Source organism: Nocardioides lianchengensis (assembly GCF_900101465.1).
GTDB classification, from domain to species: Bacteria; Actinomycetota; Actinomycetes; order Propionibacteriales; family Nocardioidaceae; genus Nocardioides; species Nocardioides lianchengensis.
In genome coordinates, this window is the sequence record NZ_FMZM01000003.1 from 118,210 (window position 1) to 140,205 (window position 21,996).

Annotated in this window: 23 protein-coding genes; 5 read left to right on the plus strand and 18 right to left on the minus strand. The window is 72.7% G+C overall.

What is annotated here, in order from left to right:
- Nucleotides 1–12 precede the first annotated feature (12 nt).
- Nucleotides 13–270: an HPr family phosphocarrier protein gene (locus BLT76_RS06460; RefSeq protein WP_090852564.1), complete on the plus strand. Its 258-nt coding sequence runs from the start codon at nt 13–15 to the stop codon at nt 268–270.
- Nucleotides 271–337: 67 nt separating this feature from the next.
- Here BLT76_RS06460 and BLT76_RS06465 read toward each other — a convergent pair whose 3' ends face one another.
- The 7 genes from BLT76_RS06465 to BLT76_RS06495 form a co-directional block, all read right to left on the minus strand.
- Entirely contained in the window at nt 338–1,513 is a 1,176-nt protein-coding gene (locus BLT76_RS06465) for a molybdopterin-dependent oxidoreductase (protein ID WP_090852567.1), read from the minus strand.
- A 19-nt stretch (nt 1,514–1,532) separates the two neighbouring features.
- Entirely contained in the window at nt 1,533–2,549 is a 1,017-nt protein-coding gene (locus BLT76_RS06470) for a hypothetical protein (RefSeq protein ID WP_090852570.1), read from the minus strand.
- On the minus strand, nt 2,546–3,481 hold the full coding sequence (locus BLT76_RS06475; RefSeq protein ID WP_090852573.1) for a bifunctional riboflavin kinase/FAD synthetase: 936 nt from the start codon (nt 3,479–3,481) through the stop codon (nt 2,546–2,548). Before BLT76_RS06475 ends, BLT76_RS06470 begins: the two co-directional genes overlap by 4 nt.
- A 25-nt stretch (nt 3,482–3,506) precedes the next feature.
- Nucleotides 3,507–4,373, minus strand: coding sequence for a tRNA pseudouridine(55) synthase TruB (gene truB / locus BLT76_RS06480; RefSeq protein WP_090852576.1), 867 nt, complete (start codon nt 4,371–4,373; stop codon nt 3,507–3,509).
- The gene (rbfA, locus tag BLT76_RS06485) at nt 4,370–4,822 is read right to left on the minus strand and encodes a 30S ribosome-binding factor RbfA (RefSeq protein WP_090852579.1); all 453 of its coding nucleotides are present in this window, start codon (nt 4,820–4,822) and stop codon (nt 4,370–4,372) included. The genes truB and rbfA overlap by 4 nt, the downstream gene beginning before the upstream one ends.
- A gap of 74 nt (nt 4,823–4,896) precedes the next feature.
- Entirely contained in the window at nt 4,897–7,794 is a 2,898-nt protein-coding gene (gene infB / locus BLT76_RS06490; protein WP_090852580.1) for a translation initiation factor IF-2, read from the minus strand.
- A gap of 103 nt (nt 7,795–7,897) precedes the next feature.
- Nucleotides 7,898–8,287: a YlxR family protein gene (locus tag BLT76_RS06495; RefSeq protein WP_280139625.1), complete on the minus strand. Its 390-nt coding sequence runs from the start codon at nt 8,285–8,287 to the stop codon at nt 7,898–7,900.
- 78 nt (nt 8,288–8,365) lie between these two features.
- Here BLT76_RS06495 and BLT76_RS06500 point away from each other — a divergent pair, with 78 nt between their 5' ends.
- Nucleotides 8,366–9,130 (plus strand): glycoside hydrolase family 16 protein, encoded by a 765-nt coding sequence (locus BLT76_RS06500; protein ID WP_090852582.1) that lies wholly within the window; start codon nt 8,366–8,368, stop codon nt 9,128–9,130.
- Here BLT76_RS06500 and BLT76_RS06505 read toward each other — a convergent pair.
- The 3 genes from BLT76_RS06505 to rimP all read right to left on the minus strand — a co-directional run bounded on the left by BLT76_RS06505 (nt 9,116) and on the right by rimP (nt 11,951).
- Nucleotides 9,116–10,324: a S1C family serine protease gene (locus tag BLT76_RS06505; RefSeq protein ID WP_090852585.1), complete on the minus strand. Its 1,209-nt coding sequence runs from the start codon at nt 10,322–10,324 to the stop codon at nt 9,116–9,118. The two genes, BLT76_RS06500 and BLT76_RS06505, sit on opposite strands and share 15 nt — an antisense overlap.
- Nucleotides 10,325–10,473: 149 nt before the next feature.
- Nucleotides 10,474–11,457, minus strand: coding sequence for a transcription termination factor NusA (gene nusA, locus BLT76_RS06510; protein ID WP_090852588.1), 984 nt, complete (start codon nt 11,455–11,457; stop codon nt 10,474–10,476).
- Entirely contained in the window at nt 11,457–11,951 is a 495-nt protein-coding gene (gene rimP, locus BLT76_RS06515) for a ribosome maturation factor RimP (RefSeq protein ID WP_244509289.1), read from the minus strand. The genes nusA and rimP overlap by 1 nt, the downstream gene beginning before the upstream one ends.
- A gap of 99 nt (nt 11,952–12,050) precedes the next feature.
- On the opposite strand from rimP, the gene BLT76_RS06520 reads away from it, so the two are divergent.
- Together BLT76_RS06520 and BLT76_RS06525 are read left to right on the plus strand one after the other, a co-directional pair.
- Nucleotides 12,051–12,548 (plus strand): hypothetical protein, encoded by a 498-nt coding sequence (locus BLT76_RS06520; RefSeq protein ID WP_090852594.1) that lies wholly within the window; start codon nt 12,051–12,053, stop codon nt 12,546–12,548.
- Nucleotides 12,545–12,961 (plus strand): DUF4439 domain-containing protein, encoded by a 417-nt coding sequence (locus BLT76_RS06525; protein WP_090852597.1) that lies wholly within the window; start codon nt 12,545–12,547, stop codon nt 12,959–12,961. Before BLT76_RS06520 ends, BLT76_RS06525 begins: the two co-directional genes overlap by 4 nt.
- A 242-nt stretch (nt 12,962–13,203) precedes the next feature.
- On the opposite strand, the gene BLT76_RS06530 is transcribed toward BLT76_RS06525, so the two are convergent.
- Together BLT76_RS06530 and BLT76_RS06535 are read right to left on the minus strand one after the other, a co-directional pair.
- A complete protein-coding gene (locus BLT76_RS06530; protein ID WP_090852600.1) occupies nt 13,204–14,139 on the minus strand; it encodes a zinc metalloprotease in 936 nt (311 codons plus the stop codon).
- Nucleotides 14,140–14,269: 130 nt separating this feature from the next.
- Entirely contained in the window at nt 14,270–14,974 is a 705-nt protein-coding gene (locus BLT76_RS06535) for an HAD family hydrolase (protein WP_090852602.1), read from the minus strand.
- A gap of 23 nt (nt 14,975–14,997) precedes the next feature.
- On the opposite strand from BLT76_RS06535, the gene BLT76_RS06540 reads away from it, so the two are divergent.
- Nucleotides 14,998–15,684 (plus strand): DUF8091 domain-containing protein, encoded by a 687-nt coding sequence (locus BLT76_RS06540; protein ID WP_090852605.1) that lies wholly within the window; start codon nt 14,998–15,000, stop codon nt 15,682–15,684.
- Between the two features lie 7 nt (nt 15,685–15,691).
- Here the strand turns inward: BLT76_RS06540 and BLT76_RS06545 are convergent, their stop codons facing one another.
- From BLT76_RS06545 to BLT76_RS06570, 6 genes are read right to left on the minus strand one after another with little or no spacing between them, the layout of a single operon-like run.
- Nucleotides 15,692–17,476: a proline--tRNA ligase gene (locus BLT76_RS06545; RefSeq protein WP_244509290.1), complete on the minus strand. Its 1,785-nt coding sequence runs from the start codon at nt 17,474–17,476 to the stop codon at nt 15,692–15,694.
- A gap of 44 nt (nt 17,477–17,520) precedes the next feature.
- Complete coding sequence (locus BLT76_RS06550; protein ID WP_090852611.1) at nt 17,521–17,886, minus strand: DoxX family protein; 366 nt, start codon at nt 17,884–17,886, stop codon at nt 17,521–17,523.
- 12 nt (nt 17,887–17,898) lie between these two features.
- Nucleotides 17,899–18,744, minus strand: coding sequence for a GNAT family N-acetyltransferase (locus tag BLT76_RS06555; protein WP_090852614.1), 846 nt, complete (start codon nt 18,742–18,744; stop codon nt 17,899–17,901).
- 55 nt (nt 18,745–18,799) lie between these two features.
- Nucleotides 18,800–19,279, minus strand: a complete 480-nt coding sequence (locus BLT76_RS06560) for a hypothetical protein (protein WP_090852618.1) — start codon at nt 19,277–19,279, stop codon at nt 18,800–18,802.
- A gap of 49 nt (nt 19,280–19,328) precedes the next feature.
- Entirely contained in the window at nt 19,329–20,480 is a 1,152-nt protein-coding gene (ispG, locus tag BLT76_RS06565) for a flavodoxin-dependent (E)-4-hydroxy-3-methylbut-2-enyl-diphosphate synthase (protein ID WP_090852622.1), read from the minus strand.
- Between the two features lie 37 nt (nt 20,481–20,517).
- Nucleotides 20,518–21,942 carry a polysaccharide pyruvyl transferase family protein gene (locus tag BLT76_RS06570; RefSeq protein ID WP_090852626.1) on the minus strand — a complete coding sequence of 475 codons (1,425 nt, stop codon included), beginning with the start codon at nt 21,940–21,942 and terminating at the stop codon, nt 20,518–20,520.
- Nucleotides 21,943–21,996 lie beyond the last annotated feature (54 nt).

Below are 21,996 nucleotides of genomic sequence, written 5' to 3' on the forward strand. Positions count from 1 at the left end.
GAAGGAGAACCCATGCCCACCAAGTCCGTGACCGTCGGCTCCGCCGTCGGCCTGCACGCCCGTCCCGCCGCGATCATCTCGGAGGCCGCCGGCGAGCTCGACTCCGAGGTGCTCATCGGCATCCCCGGTGACGAGGCCGTCGACGCCAGCTCGGCCCTGCTGATCATGACCCTGGGCGCCGGCAAGGGCGACACGGTCGAGGTCTCCGGCGACAACGAGGCCGACGTCGACGCCATCGCGGCCCTCGTCGAGAAGGACCTCGACGCCTGACCCCCTGATCGCCGAGTCGGCGTGAGTTCAGTGCCGAGTCGGCGCGAACTCGCGCCGACTCGGCATTTCAGACGACGGTGACGGGGTGGCGGACCACCGCGTCGAAGAAGTAGCCGTTGCTGTTGAAGGGCGTGACGTCGGGCTGCGTGCGCCGCTGGACGTCGGTGGCCCGCGCAAGGAGGGTGTGCTCCCCCACCGTCGGGCGGTGCCAGTCGACGGACCAGCGGGTCCAGCCCTCGCCCCGCCGCCGATCGGCGAGCCGGGCCCGCTGCCAGTGCTCGCCGCCGTCCAGGCTGACCTCCACCGTCCGGATCGCGCCCGCACCGCTCCAGGAACGCCCGGTCAGCACGAGGCGCCGCCGCCGGGCCAGCCGGGCGCCGAGCGGGAGCTCCCACGCCGACCGGACCGGGTTGACCGTCAGCGGCGGCGAGTCGGCGGGGTAGGAGCCGCCGGTGAGGCGGTACCACTTCGTGTTCCAGGGCGAGGTCAGCTCCTGGCGGGAGACCTCCAGCGAACCCAGCCACTTGATGCTGGCGATGCCGACCCAGCCCGGCAGCACCAGGCGCAGCGGGTAGCCGTGGTCGGGCAGCAGCGGCTCGCCGTTCATGCCCCAGGCGAGCAGCGCGTCGTCGTACGCCTTGGCGACGGGGAACGGGCGCCGCACCGGACCGTAGTCGACGCCCCCGGTCGCGTACGAGGGATCCAGCCCGGTCGCCTGGATCGACACCGCCTCGCGGCTCACCCCGAGCGATCGCAGGACGTCGCCCAGCCGGGCGCCCTGCCAGGTCACGGTCCCGACCGCGCCCAGGGTCCAGGCCGTGCCGCTGACCGTCTCGCCCTGCTGGCTGCCGAAGAAGCTGCGCCCGTTGCCCGTGCACTCGTGCACCGTGGTCGCCTCGACCTGCCGGAAGCGGCGCAGATCGCGCAGCGAGAGGGAGCGCTCGCCCACGACCGCGTCACCGAACACCCGCAGCCGGTACGACGACGCGTCGATCGTCGGCGTGACCGTGTGGTTGCGGACGAACAGCCGGGCCTGCGGGGTGAGGTAGCGACGCGGGTCGACCGACTCCCACCGCATCTCGGCGTTCGTTCCGAAGTCGACGAACTGCGAGGGCGGGAGCGCCTTGAGGATCGCCGGTGCGCCGGCGACGGCCCGCCAGGCGGAGCCGGCGGTGGTGGCGACGACCGCACCGGCGGCCGAGGCGGCGAGGAGGGTACGTCGGGTGATGCCGTTCCGAGACATGCCCGGATGCTAACACTAGTTATTCGGTCGACTTAGGTGTCGCGGCGCGCAGGGCGAGGTAGACCGCGCGGACGCCGACCGCCCGCTCCATCTCGTGCAGGACGCTGCCGAAGAACTGCTCGCGATAGGTCTCGTCGGTCACCGTCGACACGGTGAGGTAGAGGCTTGAGAAGGACGCCAGGAACACCGAGACCTGGACCAGCTCGAAGGACAGGGTCGGGAAGCGCGGGACGTTGTGCACGGCGGCCGCCCCCTCGCCGGTCCAGGTGCCGACGATCTCGGGGTCCATGATCATCGCGCCGAAGAGCATGAAGAACGCGAAGACCGTGACCGCGAGGAGCAGCACCTGGGTGGCCTGGATGACCACCAAGACCAGGACCAGGTTCCAGCGCTCGTAGCCGGACACCTCCGCGTACGACGCCGGATCGCCGTCGGGGTCGTCGACCAGCTCGCGGGCGGCCCGCTCGAGCGGCGTGCCCGCGGTCGACTTCAGCAGCAGCGCCTCGTCGACGTGGTCGTCGGTCCGGTCGACCTCCTCCGGCAACCGGACGAGCAGGAAGGCACCGGCCAGGGTGCCGAAGAGCAGCGCGACCAGCCACAACCGGCCGCCGTCGAGGTACGCCGACACCTGCCAGACCTCGGCGTTGATGAACAGGAAGGTGACGAAGACCAGCAGCAGCGGCAGCGCCCGCGTCATCATCGGCAGCAGCGTCCCGAGGGAGCGGAAGGTGCGCGCGAGCGCCCAGGCCACGATGGGGCGGGCCTGCAGCGCGGTCAGCGCGTACCAGGTCGCCACCAGGCCGAAGACGGTCCACAGGACCGCCGGCAGCAGGCTGCGCTCGTCGTCGGCCCAGACCGCCACCGCGATCGCGACGGCCGCCGCCCCCAGCGCGGTCCCCAGCACGAGGGGCACGATCCGCCGGGGCCGCAGGGCCGATCGGACCGCAGCCCGGTTCTCGGGCACGAAGTACGTCAGGCCGTGCTGCAGGAACCACTGGTCCGTGGCGGCGACGGTGTCGGCGGTCGACGTGCTCACGAGGAGAGGAGCACCCGGGCGCGGTCGACGTCAGCGTCCATCTGCACGATGAGCTTCTCGACCGACTCGAAGGCGACCATCCCCCGCAGCCGGTCGACGAAGGACACCTCGACCTCCACGCCGTAGAGCTCGAGATCGGTGCGGTCGAGCACGTAGCTCTCGACCCGACGCTCACGGACGCCGTCGAAGGTCGGGTTGGTGCCGACGCTGATCGCCGCGGGGAAGGTCTCGCCGGTGTCGAGCCGACGCAGCCAGCCGGCGTACACGCCGTCGGCCGGCGCGGCGGTGAGCCCGTCGGTCGGGACGTTGGCGGTCGGGTAGCCGAGCTCGCGGCCGCGCTGGTCACCACGGACGACGATCCCGCGGACGGCGTACGGCCGACCGAGCGCCTCGGCGGCGCCGGCGACGTCGCCGGTCGCCAGGCAGGTGCGGACGTAGGTCGACGACCAGACCATCGGTCCGCCGTCGAGCGGGATGCCCTCGGCGGTGAAGTCGTGCCGCTGACCCAGGAGGGCCAGCGTGGCCACGTCGCCGGCGGCCTTGCGGCCGAAGCGGAAGTTCGCCCCGACCACGACGGCCGCCGCCTCCAGGGTGTCGACCAGCACGCGGAGCACGAACTCCTCCGGCTCCCAGCCCGCCACGTCGAGGTCGAAGGGAACGGCGAGCACGGCGTCCGCACCTGCGTCGCCGAGCAGCTCGGCCCGTACCTCGATCGAGGTCAGTGTGCTCGGGGCGTGCTCGGGGCGCAGCACGGCCATCGGGTGCGGGTCGAAGGTGACGGCGACCAGGGTCAGGCCGTCCCGGTCGGCCAGGTCCCGGGCCCGGGCCAGCACCCGCCGGTGGCCGAGGTGGACCCCGTCGAAGTTGCCGATGACGACGGCCGTGCGACCGAGGTCGGCCGGGACGTCGTCGAGGGAGCGCCAGATCTGCACGGACGAAACCCTACTCAGCGCAGGGTCAGACGAAGACGGCGACCGGCCGGGCCCGGCCCTCGCGCGGCTCGTAGAGCGCCAGGAACTCGCCGTCGGGCGCGAACACCGCCGCCAGCGCGTCGAGCGGTACGTCGATCGGCCGCCCGACCCGGACGTCGCGCGCCTGCTCGTCGTCGAGCTCGACCGCCGGGAACGCGGCCCGGGCCGCGTCGGCCACCGGGAGCACCGCGAACGACTCCCCCAGCTCCTCCAGGGTTCGGGCGACGCCGAGGTCGTAGGGCCCGACCGCCGTACGACGCAGCGCGGTGAGGTGCCCGCCGACGCCGAGCGCGGCGCCGACGTCGCGGGCGATCGCCCGGACGTAGGTGCCGCTGGAGCAGCGCAGCGAGACGTCGACGTCGAGCCACTCCCCGGCGACCCGCTGGTCGAGGACCTCCAGCGCGTGCACGGTGACCGGCCGGGCCTTCAGCTCGACCTGCTCGCCGTCGCGGACCCGCTGGTAGGCCCGCTTGCCGTCCACCTTGATCGCCGACACGGAGGTCGGGACCTGCAGCAGCTCGCCCACCTGCGCGGCGAAGGCCGCCCGCACGACCGTCTCGTCGAGGTGGTCGGCCGCCGCGGTCGCGGTGACCTCACCCTCGGCGTCGTCGGTCGTCGTGGCGACGCCGAGCCGCACGGTGGCGTCGTACCCCTTCTCGGTGAGCATCAGGTGCCCGAGCAACCGGGTGGCCCGGTTGACCCCGAGCACCAGGACGCCGGTCGCCATCGGGTCGAGGGTGCCGGCGTGGCCGACCTTGCGGGTGCCGGCCAGCCGGCGCACCCGCGAGACGACGTCGTGCGACGTCATGCCCCCCGACTTGTCGACGACGACCAGACCCGCGTCGTCGGTCACGACTCGTCGTCGTCCTCGTCCGACTCTTCGCCGACCTCGCGGGGCTTCTTGTACGGGTCCTCGTCGCCGGCGTACGCCGCGCCGCGGCGGGCCGCGACCTCGTCGTCGAGCGCCTTCGCCCGGGCCAGCACCTCGTCGAGGTGACGGGCCTCCTCGGGCAGGGCGTCGCGCACGAAGGTGAGGGTCGGGACGATCCGGGTGCCGAGCTGGCGCGAGACCTCCGAGCGCAGCACCCCCTTGGCCGACTCCAGGGCCGCGGCGGTGCCGGCGGCCTCCTCGTCGGTCCCGAGCACCGTCCAGAAGATGGTGGCCTGCTGGCCGTCACCGGTCAGTCGGACGTCGGTGATCGTCACGAAGCCCAGTCGCGGGTCCTTGATCCGGCGCTCGAGCATCTCGGCGACGACGACCTTGATCCGGTCGGCGACGCGGCGTACGCGGGGATTGGCCATGATTCCTACTCTCGCATCGTCAAACGCGTGTCGGCGCGACCCCCGCAGGGACCGCGCCGACACGACGGGGTGGATCAGCTGCGGGCGATCTCGCGCATCTCGAAGGATTCCACGATGTCGCCGATCTCGATGTTCTGGTAGTTCTTCAGCACCAGACCACACTCGAAGCCCTCGCGGACCTCGGACGCGTCGTCCTTCTCCCGCTTGAGCGAGGCCAGGTCGAGGTTGTCCGCGACGATCTTGCCGTCGCGGAGCAGCCGCGCCTTCGCGTTGCGTCGCAGCAGGCCACTGGTGACCATGCAACCGGCGATGTTGCCGATCTTCGACGAACGGAAGATGTTGCGGATCTCGGCCTGCCCGAGGACGGACTCCTCGTAGATCGGCTTGAGCATGCCCTTGAGGGCCGCCTCGATCTCCTCGATGGCCTGGTAGATCACCGAGTAGTAGCGGATCTCCACGCCCTCCTTGTCGGCCATCTCGGTCGCCTTGCCCTGCGGGCGGACGTTGAACCCGATGATGATCGCGTCGGAGGCCGCGGCCAGGTCGACGTTGGTCTCGGTGATCGCACCGACACCGCGGTCGATGACCCGCAGGCTGACCTCGTCGCCGACGTCGATCTGCGACAGGGCGTCCTCGAGCGCCTCGACGGAACCGGACACGTCGCCCTTGAGGATGAGGTTGAGCTCCTGGCTCTCGCCCTTCTCCATGGAGGCCATGAAGTCCTCGAGGGTACGACGCACGCGACGCTTGGCCTGCATGGCCGCCCGCTCACGCGACTCGCGCTTCTCGGCGATCTGACGGGCCATGCGGTCGTCCTCGACCACGATGAAGTTCTGGCCCGCACCCGGCACCGCGGTCAGACCCAGCACCATCGCGGGACGCGACGGGTAGGCCTCGGTGATGTTCTCGCCGTGCTCGTCGAGCATGGCGCGCACGCGGCCGTAGCCGGCGCCCGCCACGATCGAGTCGCCCACGCGCAGCGTGCCGCGCTGGACCAGCACCGTGGCCACCGGACCGCGACCGCGGTCCAGGTGGGCCTCGACGACCAGACCCTGGGCGTCCTGCGTGGGGTTGGCCCGCAGGTCGAGCGACGCGTCGGCGGTCAGCACGACCGCCTCCAGCAGCTTGTCGAGGTTGAGCTCGGACTTCGCCGAGACGTCGACGAACATCGAGTCGCCGCCGTACTCCTCGGGCACCAGGCCGTACTCGGTCAGCTGGCCGCGGACCTTGGTCGGGTCGGCGTCGGGCTTGTCGATCTTGTTGACCGCCACCACGATCGGGACACCGGCGGCCTTGGCGTGGTTGAGCGCCTCGACCGTCTGCGGCATGACGCCGTCGTCGGCCGCCACCACGAGGATCGCGATGTCGGTCGCCTGGGCACCACGCGCACGCATCGCGGTGAACGCCTCGTGACCCGGGGTGTCGATGAAGGTGATGCGACGCTCGTCGCCGTCGACCTCGGCCGAGACCTGGTAGGCACCGATGTGCTGGGTGATGCCACCGGCCTCCTTGTCGACGACGTTGGCGTTGCGCAGCGCGTCGAGGAGCTTGGTCTTTCCGTGGTCGACGTGACCCATGACCGTGACGACCGGGGGTCGCACGACCAGGTCGGACTCGTCGCCCTCGTCGGCGCCGAACTCCAGGTCGAAGCCCTCGAGCAGCTCGCGGTCCTCGTCCTCGGGCGAGACGACCTGGACGACGTAGTTGAGCTCCTCGCCGAGCAGCTCGAACGTCTCGTCGTTGACCGACTCGGTCGCGGTCACCATCTCGCCCAGGCTGAACAGCATCTGCACGAGCGCGGCGGCGTCGACGCCGATGCGCTCGGCGAAGTCGGTCAGCGAGGCGCCACGGGGCAGCTTGACGGTCTCGCCGTCGCCCTTGCGGACGCGCACGCCACCGATCGTCGGGGCCTGCATGGCCTCGAACTCCTGGCGACGGGCCCGCTTCGACTTGCGACCACGGCGCGACGGACCACCGGGGCGACCGAAGGCACCCTGGGTCTGACCGCGCTGGCCGGGACGGTTGCCGCCACCGGGGCGACCGCCGCCCGCGGGGCCGAAGCCACCCGGACGACCGGGCGCACCGGCACCGGCGCCACCGCCGGGACCACCGCGACCGGGAGCACCCGGACGACCAGCACCCGGGCCACCGCGACCCGGCGCGCCGGGGCGACCGGCACCGGGGCCACCGGGGCCACGACCGCCGGGGCCACCACCGAAGGCGGCCGGGGACTTGGGCATCATCGCCGGGTTCGGGCGCGGCATGCCGGGACGGCCCGGAGCGCCGCCGTCACGCGCGGCCGGCGGCCGGGGCGGACGGTTATCGCCACCGGCGGCCGGAGCGGCGGGAGCGCCGGCGGCCGGAGTCTCGCCACCACGCGGCGGCGCGGGCTTGCGGCCCATGCCCTGGCTGGAGGCGAACGGGTTGTTGCCCGGGCGCGGAGCACCCGGACGGCCGACGGGCCGCGGCGCGGGCGTCGGACCCTTGGGCGCGGCCGGAGCCGGAGCCGAGGCAGCCGGGGCCGCAGGCGGCTCGGGAGCCTCCGGGGCCTTCTCCGCGGGAGCGGCCGGACCGGGCTTGGGGCCCGGGCGCGGCGCGGCCTTGGGAGCGGGAGCAGCCGGCGCGGCGGCGGCCGCGGGGGCCTCCGGAGCGGCGGGGGCGGCCGGGGCGGCGGGCGCCTCGGCAGCAGCAGGGGCCGGCGAGGCGGGGGCCTCGGCAGCCGCGGCAGGCTTCTTCGCGGCCGGCTTGGGGGCCGGCGCGGGGGCTGCGGCGGGGGCGGGCGCAGCCGGGGCCGAGGACTGCTCGGCCTTCAGCTTCTCGCCGTACTCCTTGCGGAAACGCATCTCCGCCGGCAGCTCGATGGTCGAGCTCGCCGACTTGACGAACTCCCCCATCTCCTTGAACTTCTCGAGAACGAACTTGCTCTCGACGTCGAACTCCTTGGCGAGCTCGTGAACTCGGGTCTTGGCCACGCTTCTCCTTCTGGCCTCGAGACCCGCGAGCTCGGAAGTCCGGGGGTGTTGCTCGAGACCGTTAGTGGTTGTGCAAACTCATCGGGAAGTACTCATCGAGTGCTCATGAGCTGCTGCTCCAGTTTCTGTCGGTCGGTGGTGATGGATCGTGGTGCTGTACGTCGTGCTGTGCATCGCGCTCGGCGAGGTGTAGCGCCAGCGGCTCGGTGGACAGTCCCGCCCCGCCTGCGGTGAACCGCAGGGCACGGGCGAAGGCCTTCCTCCGCACCGCGAGCTCGTAGCACTCGGTCGTGGGGTGCAGGTGCGCCCCTCGACCAGGTGCGGTGCCGCGCGGATCGGGCGAGACGGCTGGTCGGCCGTCCGCGTCCGAGCCGACGGTCACCCGCAACAACTCGCGCTTGGCGGCTCGCCCCCGGCATCCGACGCAGGTCCGGACCGGCCCCAGCGGGGTCGCGATGTCCGGGCATGCCGAAGATGTCTGTTGGCGGGCCACTGCTCCTCCACCTTACCCGCAACCGGGGTGCTAGTCCGAACCGGGCGCGGCGTCGGTGGCCGACCTTAGGGTTCGACCGTGACTTTCTCGGACCGATTCCCGGGGCCCGGGCTCGACCACGACAGGTGGTTGCCGCACTACCTGCCCGCGTGGAGCTCGCGCGCCGCGTCCGCCGCCGCCCACCGCGTCGGCCCGGACGGCCTGGTGCTCGAGGTCCCCGTCGACCACCCGGTGTGGTGCGCCGGCGACCACGAGCCGCCGATCCGGGTCTCGGGGCTGCAGTCCGGCAGCTTCTCCGGGCCGGTCGGCAGCACGCTCGGGCAGCAGCCGTTCCGCGCCGGTCAGGTCGTGCGGGAGGAGCAGCCGCGCTTCGAGGGCCGGCTGCTGGCAGCGCCGGCGGAGGTCGCGATCCGCTGCCGGATGACGCTGTCGCCCCGCTCGATGGCGTCGCTGTGGTTGGTCGGGTTCGAGGACCGCCCCGAGCGGAGCGGCGAGATCTGCGTCTTCGAGGTCTTCGGGCGCTCCCTGCGCACCGGACCGGACGGCGCCAGCGCCGAGGTCGGCCACGGGTTCCACGCCTTCCGCGACCCCGACCTGGCCGAGGACTTCGCCGCGCCCCGACTGCCCCTCGACGTCTCCGCGTGGCACACCTACGCCGCCCGGTGGGACGGCGCCGAGGCCGTCTTCAGCGTCGACGGCCAGGAGGTACGCCGGTGCCCGCGGCCCCCGACGTACCCCCTCCAGCTGATGCTGGCCGTCTTCGACTTCCCCGCGTGGTCGGCCGGCGACGACGACCACCTGGTTCCGCGACTCGAGGTGCGCGAGGTCTCAGGCCGCGGGTGACGAGCCGAGGGCGACCGTGGCCTGCTGGGTCGTGCCGTCGGCGTCGAGCCAGGTGAGCGTGACCTCGTCGCCCGGCTCCAGGCCGGCCAGCACCTCGCTCAGCGCGTCCAGGTCGGCGACCGTCGTACCGTCGACGGACCGCAGGGTCGCGCCGGCCTCGATGCCGGCGTCGGCGGCGGCGGTGCCGACCGCCACCGAGCCGACCTGGAGGCTCTGGTCCACACCGACCCCCAGGTACGCCGACGCGCCGATCCGCACCGTCCCGGACTCCTCGCCGGACTCGACCTGCTCGACGACGGCCAGCGCGTCCTCGATCGGCACCGCGTAGCTCTCCGCGACCCGGGTGCTGCTGGAGGCCGCGGTGGTGATGCCGACGACCTCGCCCTCGTCGTCGAGCAGCGCGCCGCCGGAGTAGCCGCCCACGACGTAGGCGTCGGTCTGGATCAGCCCGGTCAGGTCCTCGCCCTCGATGCCCTGCTCGGCGGCGGTGGTGATCGACTCCTCGAGGGACGTCACGGTGCCCGTCGACGCGGACAGGTAGCCCTGCCCCTCGGCGTTGCCCACGGCCGTGACGGCCTCGTCGACGCTCACCCCGTCGTCGTCCAGGTCGACGACCGCGAGGTCCTCGGCTCCGTCGAGCTGCAGCACGGCGACGTCCGACTCGGGGTCGGCGCCCAGCACCTCGGCCTGGTAGGTCCCCCCCGTCGTCGCCACCGTGACGCTGACCGCGGTCGCGCCCTCGACGACGTGGTAGTTGGTGACCACGACCCCGGACGCGTCCAGCACCAGTCCGGTGCCGGCGGCCTCGCCGGCCGCGGTGACGGTCTCGATCAGGACCACGCCGGTCGACTGGGCGTCGGTCGCGTCGGTCTCCGTGGCGGTGGTCCCGCCCGCCGCCGCCTCGTCGTCACCGGACGGCCCGCCACCGGCGGCGCTCCAGTCCGGCCGGGAGCCGCTGCCGGGAAGCGGCCAGGTCTCGGTCGTCGTCGTGGTGGCGCCGCTCGCCGCGGGCGAGACGGTCGGCTCGGCGGACGCCACCACCCGCCACGTCAGTGGTACGGCGACCGCCGCGGCGAGCACGCCGCCGGCCAGGCCGCCCGCCACGACCGAGCGCCAGCGGCGCCGGGCGGGAGCGGCAGGAGCGGTCACGGGGACCGGAGCGGGAGCGGGGGTCTCGGGAGTCGTGGTGTCCATGGGGACACCTCACATCGGGGACCTGCGGGATCTCGGTGTGCTGGCTGTGCGGGGACTGAGTCTGATCGCGAGACCAGGATCGGTCTCCACGCGCCGGCTTCGGTCCCTTCGATACGACGCTCGTCCCTCACGTCACTCAGGACACCGCCTCAGCCGTCGCTGGCCGTCTCATCGTCCGAGCGGATGTCGATGCGCCACCCGGTCAGCCGCGCGGCGAGCCGGGCGTTCTGGCCCTCCTTGCCGATGGCCAGGGAGAGCTGGAAGTCGGGCACCACGACGCGCGCGGAACGCGCGGCCAGGTCGATCACCTCGACCGAGTGCACCCGGGCCGGGGACAGCGCGTGCGCGACCAGCTCGGCGGGGTCGTCGGACCAGTCGACGATGTCGATCTTCTCGCCGTGCAGCTCGGCCATCACGTTGCGGACCCGCTGGCCCATCGGGCCGATGCAGGCGCCCTTGGCGTTCACCCCGGAGGTCGTCGACTTCACCGCGATCTTGGTGCGGTGACCGGCCTCGCGGGCGATCGCGGCGATCTCGACCGTGCCGTCGGCGATCTCGGGGACCTCCAGCGCGAAGAGCTTCTTGACCAGGCTCGGGTGGGAGCGCGACAGGGTGATCTGGGGTCCGCGCATCCCCTTGCGGACCGAGACCACCAGGCACTTGATGCGGGTGCCGTGGGAGTAGTTCTCGCCGGGGACGCGCTCGCTGACCGGCAGCAGCGCCTCGAGCTTGCCGAGGTCGACCATCACGTCGTCGGGGTTGCGACCCTGCTGGATCACGCCCGAGATGATGTCGCCCTCCTTGCCGGAGAACTCGCCGAAGCGGATGTCGTCCTCGGCGTCGCGCAGCCGCTGCAGCATGATCTGCTTCGCCGTGGTGGCGGCGATCCGGCCGAAGCCCTGCGGCGTGTCGTCGTACTCGTCGCCGACGTGGTTGCCCTCGTCGTCGGTCTCGCGCACCAGCACGGACACGTGCCCGCTCTTGCGGTCGAGGACGACGCGCGCGGTCTCCTGCGCGCCCGGCGTCTTGTGGTACGCCGTCAGCAGGGCCTGCTCGATGGCCTCGACGAGCACCTCGAAGGAGATCTCCTTCTCGCGCTCCAGCATCCGCAGGATGCTCAGGTCGATGTCCATCAGTCAGTCTCCTCGGTGGCACGGTTGAACTCGATCTGGACCAGGGCCTTGCTGACCTCGGCGTAGGGCACCACGCGCTCGCTGCCGTCGACGTCGAGGGTCACGGCACCGGCCGGGTCCTCCTCGGACGACCGGATCCGTCCGACCACGTCCGAGCCGTCGGTGAGCACGACCCGCGCGAGACGGTCGGCGTTGCGGCGCCAGTGGCGCGGGAGGGTGAGCGGGCGGTCGACGCCCCGGGAGGTCACCTCGAGCGTGTAGGGGTGCTCCCCCATCACGTCGGAGGCCTCCAGGACCCGGTCGACCTCGCGGGTCGCCTCGGCGACGTCGTCGAGGGTGACCCCGCCGTCCTTGTCGACGGCGACGCGCAGCACGCGACGCTTGCCGGCCGGGGTGATCTCGACCGCCTCGACGTCGAGCTCGAGCGCCTTCAGGGGGTCGGCGAGCTCTGCCTCGATCCGGTCCCTGATGGTGTCCTGGCTGGGCCTGCTCACGGCTGCGCGACCTCCCTGTTCTGTTGTCTGGTGCCTGTCCTGGTCGCCCACCCTAGCCTCTGCGCGACGTGGTGACATCTCGGCGGATAGGGTCGCGCCGTGCCGCGTCGTCCCCCCTCCGTCACCCGTCGTACGACGGTCGGCGCGACCCTCGTCGGCCTGGCCGGGCTGGGGGTGCTCAGCGGATGTGACCTGGACGACCTCGACCCCCGTTCGGACCCCGCGGACCCGGACGGCCCGGCTGTCTCGGCTCCTCCGGAGGACGCCGACACCGTCCTGGTCGCGAGCGTTGTCGTCGATCTGACGGCCACCCTCGCGGCGGTCCGGGCGCTGCCCGCGACCGACCGAGCCGGCTTCCGGCCGCTGGTCCGCCTCCACCGGCGGCACCTCGCCGAGCTGGACGCGCCCGCGGAGGAGCCGGCCACCCCGTCGGACTCCCCGACCACCGCGCCCGTCGCCGCCGCCGAGGTCGTGCGCCAGGAGCAGCGCCTGCAGCGCCGGCTGGTCACTGCGGCCGTCGCCGCCGAGAGCGGCGAGCTCGCCCGGGTCCTGGGCTCGATGTCCGCCGCCGTCGCGCAGCAGCTGGCGGTCCGATGAGCGACGTCGAGGTCCTGCAGACCGTGCTGGCCGCCGAGCACGCGGCCGTCTACGTCGTCGGAGCCCTGGGCGCCCAGACCTCCGCCTCGGCCCAACCGGCCCTGTACGGCGCCCTGCGCGACGCCTACGTCGCCCACCGTGACCGACGCGACGAGCTGGTCGACCGCCTGCTGCGGCTCGACGCCGCCCCGGTCCCGGCCGCGGCCGCCTACGAGCTCCCGGCCGACCTCGGGACGGTCGCCGCGGTGACGGCCCGGGCCCGCGAGCTGGAGGCCGGCTGCGCCGCGACGTACGGCTTCCTGGTCGGCAGCACGAGCGGCGCGCTGCGCCGGTGGGGCGTCGGGGCGCTGACCGACGCCGCCGTGCGGGGGCTGGCCTTCGGGGCCGCCGCCGAGCCCCTGCCCGGCACCTGAGCGGGCCGGACATACATCAGCGGCCCGGTGCTGGTCGGTTGCGGGGAACTCCCGAGATGTTCCCCGGAACCGACAAGCACGCGGACCGCTGGCGGCCTGGACACGTAGGCCTGCGAAGGGCCGCCCGATGTGGGGACCGACGGCTGATCCTTCTTGCACAAGTCTGCAACACGGGTCCGGTCAGCGCGACCAGGGGCCGTCCTCACAAATGTGCATTGCACAAACCTGCAGTCGAGACGGGGTCAGCCCCGGTAGGCCGACCACATCTGGGAGGCCCGGGAGCTCTGCCCCTCGGTGAACATCGTGTAGCAGCTGTCGTAGCTGTAGTCCATGAAGTTGTGGATCGGGTCGAGGCCGGGCAGCGAGCAGGAGTCCCGGCCGGCGGGGCAGCCCGAGGTGGAGCCGGACTGGGCCGGGGTGTCGGAGACCTCGTCGTTCGTGCTCGTGCACCCGCCCTGGAACGTGTGGTAGAGCCCGAACCAGTGTCCGGCCTCGTGGGTCGCGGTCTCGCCGAGGTTGTAGTTGGTGGCCGAGCCTCCGGGCAGCGACGAGTACTGGACACGGATCCCGTCGATGTCGGGGTCCGAGGAGTAGTCCCACGGGAAGGTCGCGATGCCGAGGTAGTCGAAGTCGACCAGCCAGATGTTCAGCGCGTTCGCACCACCCTGGCGGGTCTGGGCCCGGTAGCTCTCGCTCTGCTGATCCTGGTGCCACGCGGTGTTGGAGTACCGGTCGGTGCCGGCGAGGTAGAAGCTGAAGCCGGTGTCGGCCGCCTCCGCGGACTTGCCGCCGGCGAAGCTGACGTTCATGACGTCGATCTGCTCGGCGATCTGGGCGTCGGTGACGTCGCCGTTGCCGGACGCATCGCGCATCACGTGCACGTAGACCGGCACCGACGCGGCCGCCGCCGACGCCTCGCGCCGAGACGTGCCCTGCGCCGCCAGCCGGCCGGCCACGTCGTCGCGGATCCGCTCCTGCTCGAGCGCGCTGATCTCGCGGTGGTCGTGGGCGTGGCCGCCGCCCCGGGCCGCGGCCGCGTCGTCGTGGGCGTCGCCCGCGAGGCACGCACCCGAGCTCTCCGAAGGCACGAGCGCGGTGGCGGACGGTGCGGAGAAGGCCAGGGCGCCGACGCCGAGGGCGGCAGCGGCGGCGAGACGGAGGGGGCGGTGGAGGCGCATGCAGAAGGTCCTGTTCCCGAGAGATGCCGCCCCCGGACGGGCGGCGACCGCACGATCGTGCCCCAGCAACTGGTCTAGACGGGAGATCGTCCGGCGTGCGGGTTCCTGCATTGCAGGAACCTGCACGGACTCAGGCCCAGCCGCGGACGACCCCCAGGACGTCGAGCAGCCGGTGCACGACGGCGTCCGGCGTGCCCTCGGTGTGCCCGACCTGCTCGGGCGGGATGACGCTGTGCGGCACGTGGATCGCCCGCAGACCGGCGTTCTGGGCGCCCCAGACGTCGTCGAAGAGACGGTCGCCGACGTACACGCAGCGGGCGGGATCGGTGGCCCCGACCGCGGCCATCGCCGCCTCGAAGGCGTGGTGGGACGGCTTCGTCCACGGCACCTCGCTGGTGTAGACGGCGCCGTCGACCAGGTCGAGGACGCCGTCCCGCTCGAAGAAGCCCTCGTGCCACGCGCGCGGCCAGATCGTGTTGGAGAGCACGCCGACCTTGACCCCGTCGGCGCGCAGGGACTCCCACAGCGGGCGGACGTCGGCGTCGGTCTCGGTGTGCGGCACCCAGAAGTCGTAGTAGGCCTGGAGCAGGTCGGGGTCGTGCGGGAGTCCGGCCTCGGTGAACAGGTCGGCGATGGTGGCGCTCTGCTGGTGGTCGCGGCTGCGGCCCCAGACGGCCTGGTTGGCCGCGTGAAGCCGGGCCTGGGAGACCTCGACGGGGTGGTCGACGTCGACGACGGCCTGCGCGAGCGCGAGCGACTCGGCGTGGAAGTCGACGTCGTGCCAGCGGGTCAGCGTGCCGCCCCAGTCGAAGATCACCGCGTCGATGTGTCCCATGGGCAGCACCTTAAGGTGAGCCGGTGACCGGCATCGGGACCCTCGCCGAAGGCCCGCTGCACGCTGCCGTGAAGCAGTGGCTGGCCCGGCCCGGCGATCGGTTCGAGGTGCCGGTGGACCGGTTCGTCGTCGATCTGGTCCGCGCGGACGGGGAGCTGGTGGAGATCCAGACGGGCGGCTTCGGACCGCTCGGGCCCAAGCTCGACGCGCTGCTCGACGGGCACCGGATGCGGATCGTGCACCCGGTGCCGGCCGAGCGCCGGATCGTCCGGGTCGACGCCGACGGGGTCGTGCTGTCGGAGCGGCGCTCGCCGAAGGCGGCCTCGGTGCTGGAGGTCTTCGACCGGCTGGTCGCGTTCCCGTCCCTGATCGGGCACCCGCACCTGGTGGTCGAGGTGCTGCTGTGCCGCGAGGACCACGTCCGCGGCCCCGCCCCGACCCGGACCGGCGGCAACCGGCGTCGTACCAAGGACCCCGGGACGCGGCACCTCGACGCCGTCCTCGCCCGCCACGAGGTACGACGACCGAAGGACGTGCTCGGCCTGCTGGGGGCCGAGCTGCCCGACGCGCCGTTCACGACCAAGGACCTCGGCGCCCTGATCGGCGCGCCGACCGTGCTGGCCCAGCGGGTGGTCTACTGCCTGCGGCTGATGGAGCTCGTCGAGCCGGCCGGCAAGGACGGCCGGGCCCCGCTCTACGTGCGGGCGTGACCCTCGCTCAGTGGCGGACCAGCCGCACGAGGTGGTCGACCACGTGATCGGCGGAGACGTCCTCGCGCTCGCCCGAGCGGCGGTCGCGGACCTCGACCGTGTGCGACTCGGCCAGGCTCTTGCCGACCACGACGACCGTCGGGACACCGATCAGCTCGGCGTCCTTGAACTTCACGCCGGGGCTGATCCGGCCGGCGCGGTCGTCGTAGAGGACCTCGATGCCCTGGCCGGCCAGCTCGTGGGCGATCCGCTCGGCCGCGGCGAACGTCGCCTCGTCCTTGCCGGCGGCGACCAGGTGGACGTCGGCGGGCGCGACGTTGCGCGGCCAGCACAGCCCGACCTCGTCGAGGGTGCCCTCGGCGATCGCGGCGACGGCGCGCGAGCAGCCGATGCCGTAGGAGCCCATGGTGACCGTGACGAGCTTCCCGTTCTCGTCGAGGACCCGCAGGTCGAGGGCATCGGCGTACTTGCGGCCGAGCTGGAAGATGTGGCCCATCTCGATGCCGCGGGCGGTCTCGAGCACGCCGCCGTCGCAGTTCGGGCAGGGGTCGCCGTCGCGGACCTCGGCGGCCTCGATGGTGCCGTCGGGGGTGAAGTCGCGGCCGGCGACCAGGTCGAGGACGTGGCTGCCGGGGGCGTCGGCGCCGGTGACCCAGCGGGTGCCCTCGACGATGCGGGGGTCGACGAGGTAGCGGATGCCGGACTCGTTCTTCTCCCCCAGCACGCCGGGGCCGATGTAGCCCTTGACCAGGCTGGGGTGCTTGCGGAACTCGGTCTCGTCGAACGGCTCGACCTCGATGGGCTCCAGCTGGCCCTCCAGGCGCTTCTGGTCGACCTCGCGGTCGCCGGGCAGGCCGATGGCGACCGGCTCGCGGGTGCCGTCGGGGTGCTTCAGCATCACCAGGACGTTCTTCAGCGTGTCGGCGCCGGTCCAGGCGCGGTCGGGCCGGGGGTACGACGCGTTCAGGTGGTCGACCAGCGTCTGGATGGTGGGGGTGTCGGGCGTCTGCTCCGCGTGGGCGGCGGGCGCGTCGTCGTACGCCACGGGGCTGGGCGGGCGGACCTGGACGGCCTCGACGTTCGCGGCGTAGTCGCAGGTCGTGCAGCGGACGTAGGTGTCCTCCCCGACGGCGGCCTTGGCCAGGAACTCCTCGGACCGCGAGCCGCCCATGGCACCCGAGGTCGCCTTGACGATGACGTAGTCGAAGCCGAGCCGGTCGAAGATCCGGACGTAGGCGTCGCGGTGCTTCTGGTAGCTCTCGTCGAGGCCGGCGTCGTCCACGTCGAAGGAGTAGGAGTCCTTCATCGTGAACTCGCGGCCGCGCAGGATGCCGGCGCGGGGACGCGCCTCGTCGCGGTACTTGGTCTGGATCTGGTAGATCGACAGCGGCAGGTCCTTGTACGACGAGTACAGGTCCTTGACCGTCAGCGTGAACATCTCCTCGTGGGTGGGGCCGAGGAGGTAGTCGCCGCCCTTGCGGTCCTTCAGGCGGAAGATGTTGTCGCCGTACTCGGTCCAGCGGCCGGTGGCGTCGTAGGGCTCGCGGGGCAGCAGTGCGGGGAAGCTCAGCTCCTGGGCGCCCATGCCGTCCATCTCGTCGCGGACGATGGCCTCGATCTTGCGCAGCACCTTCAGGCCGAGGGGCAGCCAGGTGTAGATGCCCGGGGCCGCGCGGCGGATGTAGCCGGCCCGCACGAGCAGCCGGTGGCTGGGGACCTCGGCATCGGCCGGGTCGTCGCGCAGCGTGCGGACGAAGAGGCTCGACATGCGGAGGATCCGGGGGGTGCTCATGGGGCGCAAGGCTACTTCCCGGACTCCCCCGTCAGCGAACCAGTTCACCCTTCCCGGGTCGCCCGCAGCGCCGCGCGGATCATCGGCAGCTGGAGCGGCAGCCGGGCGTAGGCCGCGGCCTTGAACGTCGTGTTGCGGGTCTTCGACGCGTCCTGGGCCATCTGCACGTTGCCGGGGAAGACGCCGACCAGCAGCAGCACGCTCGCCCAGCCGGCCAGCCGCCGGGTCCGAGGCACCGCCAGGCCCGCCGCGCACAGCAGCTCGGCGACCCCGCTGGCCAGGATCACCTCGCGGTGGGCCGGCACCCACGACGGCATGATCGGCTCGTAGACCTCGGGCTTCACGAGGTGGATGGTGCCGCTGACGGCGAAGCCGGTGGCGAGCACCTTGACGCTGGTGGGGAGGCTCATCGCGCCACCCTCTCAGAACATGACGGTGGAGAACCGGGCCGTCTCGCGGAAGCCGACCGTGGCGTAGGCGCGGCGGGCCGGGGTGTTCCACTCGTTGACGTAGAGCGACACGACCGGGGCGATCTCGCGCCGGACCAGCTCGGCGACGGCGGCCATGCCGGCGATCGCCAGGCCCTCCCCACGGCGGTCCGGCGGCACCCAGACCCCCTGGATCTGGGCGGCGTACGGCGAGGCGCAGGCGACCTCGGCCTTGAACACCAGCCGTCCCGCGTCGAACCGCGCGAACGACCAGCCCCGGTTCATCAGCTGGGTGACCCGGGCGCGGTAGAGGTCGGCGCCCCCGCCGTACTCCGGGGAGATGCCGACCTCCTCGGTGTACATGGCCACGCAGGCCGGGTAGAGCTCGTCCAGGTCCTGCCGGGTCGTGCGGCGTACGGCGGGGTCCGCGGCGGCCAGGGGCGCCTCGCTCAGCTCCAGGTGGGGCTGGCCCCAGCGGGTCTCGCGCGGTCGGCCCCAGGAGCCCGCGACCCCGTTCCAGAGCACCCGGACCGCCTCGTGCGGGCCGACGATGGTCGAGACCGTGCGGCCGCGGGTCAGCGCCCGCTCGGCGAAGGTGCGGGCGTCGTCGGCGCTGGCCTGCACCGGGACCAGGTTGGCCCCCACGTGACAGGCCGCGACCAGCTCGCCGTCCTCGAAGCGGCCCCACATCTCGCCGCCCAGCCAGCGCGGCTCGAGGTTGGTCGTCCGGGCGCGGTAGTCGGCGAAGACGTTGACCACCGGGTCCTGCGCGGTGAGGCGGAGGAACGCGTCCAGGTCGGGGGCTCCGAGGGGGCGCACCCCGTGACGCGTCGTCAGCACGGGCTGAGCCTACGTCCCGGTCGCCGGGCCGGGGAGACGGGCGGCACGAGGGGTCTCAGAGCTCGTCGAGGATCGCCCGACGGCGCTCGCCCCACTCCTCGTTGCTGACCAGCTCCTCGTCGCGCAATCGGTCGAGCCGCCGCAGCCGGTCGGCCACGTCGTCATGGTCGTGAGCGGCGGCGGGCGCCGGGGCCGCCTCGACCTCGCGCCGACGCATCGTCGAGGCGAGGTACGTCGTCTCCAGCCCGGTCTCGGTGAACAGCGCCATCCGGGCGGCCTCGTCCTCGTCCAGGCCGGACCGGCGTGCCATCCCGCGAGCGGTGGTCACGCGCCAGTACGCCGTACCGGCCGCGGCGATCACGCCCAGGATGATGATCAGCGCGACGAACCCGCCGAACCCGTCGGACGGGTCGCCGCTGTTCTCGAAGCTGCGGTGCCACTCCCCGCCGTAGTACGAGCAGGTCGGCAGCTCCCCGAACTCGTTCGCCTCGAAGCACGAGCTGGGAGCGTCCTCGAGATCACCGGTCCAGAGCATGGCGGAACTCTAGGTCGCGCTCCGGGTGGACCGGATCGGTTTCGGCCGATCAGCCGACGGTGACCTCGGCGCCCGCGCCGTCGACGGCCTCCATGCCCTCGGCGATGCGCATGGCCTCCTCGATCAGGGTCTCGACGATCTGCGACTCGGGCACGGTCTTGATGACCTCGCCCTTGACGAAGATCTGGCCCTTTCCGTTGCCGGAGGCGACGCCGAGATCGGCCTCGCGGGCCTCCCCCGGACCGTTGACGACGCAGCCCATGACGGCGACCCGCAGCGGGACCTCCATGCCCTCGAGGCCGGCGGTGACCTGCTCGGCCAGGGTGTAGACGTCGACCTGGGCGCGGCCGCAGGACGGGCAGGAGACGATCTCCAGCTTGCGGGGCCGCAGGTTCAGTGACTGCAGGATCTGGATGCCGACCTTGACCTCCTCGACGGGAGGCGCGGAGAGCGAGACCCGGATCGTGTCGCCGATGCCCTTGCTGAGCAGCGCGCCGAAGGCGGTCGCGGACTTGATCGTGCCCTGGAACGCCGGGCCCGCCTCGGTCACGCCGAGGTGGAGCGGCCAGTCGCCCTCGGCGGCGAGCAGCTCGTAGGCGCGGACCATCACGACGGGGTCGTTGTGCTTGACCGAGATCTTGAAGTCACGGAAGCCGTGCTCCTCGAAGAGGCTGGCCTCCCACTTGGCCGACTCGACGAGCGCCTCGGGCGTCGCCTTGCCGTACTTCTCCAGCAGCCGCGGGTCGAGCGAGCCGGCGTTGACGCCGATCCGGATCGAGGTGCCGTGGTCCTGGGCGGCCCGGGCGATCTCCTTGACCTGGTCGTCGAACTTGCGGATGTTGCCCGGGTTGACCCGGACGGCCGCGCAGCCGGCCTCGATGGCCGCGAAGACGTACTTGGGCTGGAAGTGGATGTCGGCGATCACCGGGATCTGCGACTTGCGGGCGATCGCGGGGAGCGCCTCGGCGTCGTCCTGGCTGGGGCACGCGACCCGGACGATGTCGCAGCCCGACGCGGTGAGCTCGGCGATCTGCTGGAGGGTCGCGTTGACGTCGGAGGTGAGCGTCGTGGTCATCGACTGCACCGAGACCGGGTGGTCGCTGCCGACCCCGACCTTGCCGACCTGGATCTGGCGGGTCGGACGGCGCGGGGCGAGCACCGGCGGCGGCGCCGCGGGCATCCCCAGGTTGATCTCGGTCATGGCGCCAATCTACTGGGCGGGGCCGCGGCGCCCCTCATCAGCGCTCGCGGCGACCGGCCCGCCGCAGCACCCGCTCGGCCAGGCCCGGTCGGCCCGCCGGCACGGCCTGGGCCTGCGCCTCCGCCAGGCTCGCCCGGGTCCGCGCAAGCACGGTCCGCGTCTCGTCGAGCCGCGCCTGGGTGGCGTCGAGCTCGTCGCGGATGCCGGGCAAGTCGTGGTGGGCGGCCTCGGCCGCGGCCGCGAGTGCGGCCAGCCGGGTCTCGGCCCGCTCCTCGCGCACGGCGTCGGTGAGGCCGGCCGTAAGCTCGCCCACCCGGTCGGCGATCGCGCGGACGTTCTCGTCGGCCAGCCGCGAGAGCCGGGCCGACGCCTCCCGCACCTCGGGGCGGTTCCGGGCGCCGAGCGCGGCGCCCATCGCCTCGTCGAGGTCGGTCACTGCCACGTGGAAGGGCATGTGCTTGTCCCAGTGCCGCGCGTAGCGGGTGGGCTTGGTGCGCTCGAAGGTCACCCGGGGCAGGTCGTACGACGCCGCGACGATCCGGACGTGCAGCGACGTCCCGATCACCAGGCGGGCGTCGCGGATGGCCTTGACGACGTCGAGCGGCTGCCGGCCGGTCGCGAACTCGATCTCGGTGGACGGCGACAGCTGCTGCAGCCGCTCGGCGATCCGCTCGCAGTCGGCGACCGAGTCGTGGCTGGTGGCCAGGCCGGCCATGACGAAGCGGACCTTCGAGCCGCCGAGGTGCCGGCTCGCGGCCAGCTGCTCGGCGATCGTCTCGTGGCCCATCAGCGCGGCGAGCCCGGACGAGACCTGGAGGACGACGACGTCGCTGTCCGGATCCGGCTCGTACGGCTCGAGGACCCGCAGCGTGTGCACGACGTCCGGGGCCAGCGTGTGCTCGACGCCGAGCTCCTGGAGGTACTTGCTGGAGGGCTTGTCCCGCACGGAGACGACGTCGGCCGTCCGCAGCACCGCCGCCATCTCGTGGCGGACCTTGACCGAGCGCGTGGTGAGCCCGGCGATCCCGACCGAGTTCAGGACCGAGACCGCGCCGCCGTTGAGCGGGAAGGCCCCCACGGTCGGGACGTACGGCGAGGTGATCGGCGCCCCCGCGACGGCCGCGGACAGGATCTCGCGCTGCCGCGCCGGCGTCGCGGTCTGGTAGGCGGCGAACTCGCGGGGCGGGACCGCCATCCGGAACGCGCCCTCCAGGTCGAGCGCCCCGACCTGGCCACCGACCGACCAGACGACGTCGTACCGGTGCTGCTGGAGGTGCTCGCCCGTCGCCACGACCTGGCGGTCGAGCAGCTCGGTCATGTCGGCCGCGAACGGGGCGGAGGCCACGATCTCGCTGCCGGCCAGGTAGCGCTCGGTGAGGAGCAGGAAGAGCAGGTCGCCGAAGTTGTCACGCTCGTAGGCACCGACGGTGAGCACGCGCGGGGTGGTGTCGGGGTGGTTCAAGGTTCTCCTCGGTCGGTCGCGACCCCGTCGGTCGCGGATGGTGCACCGTCGAGA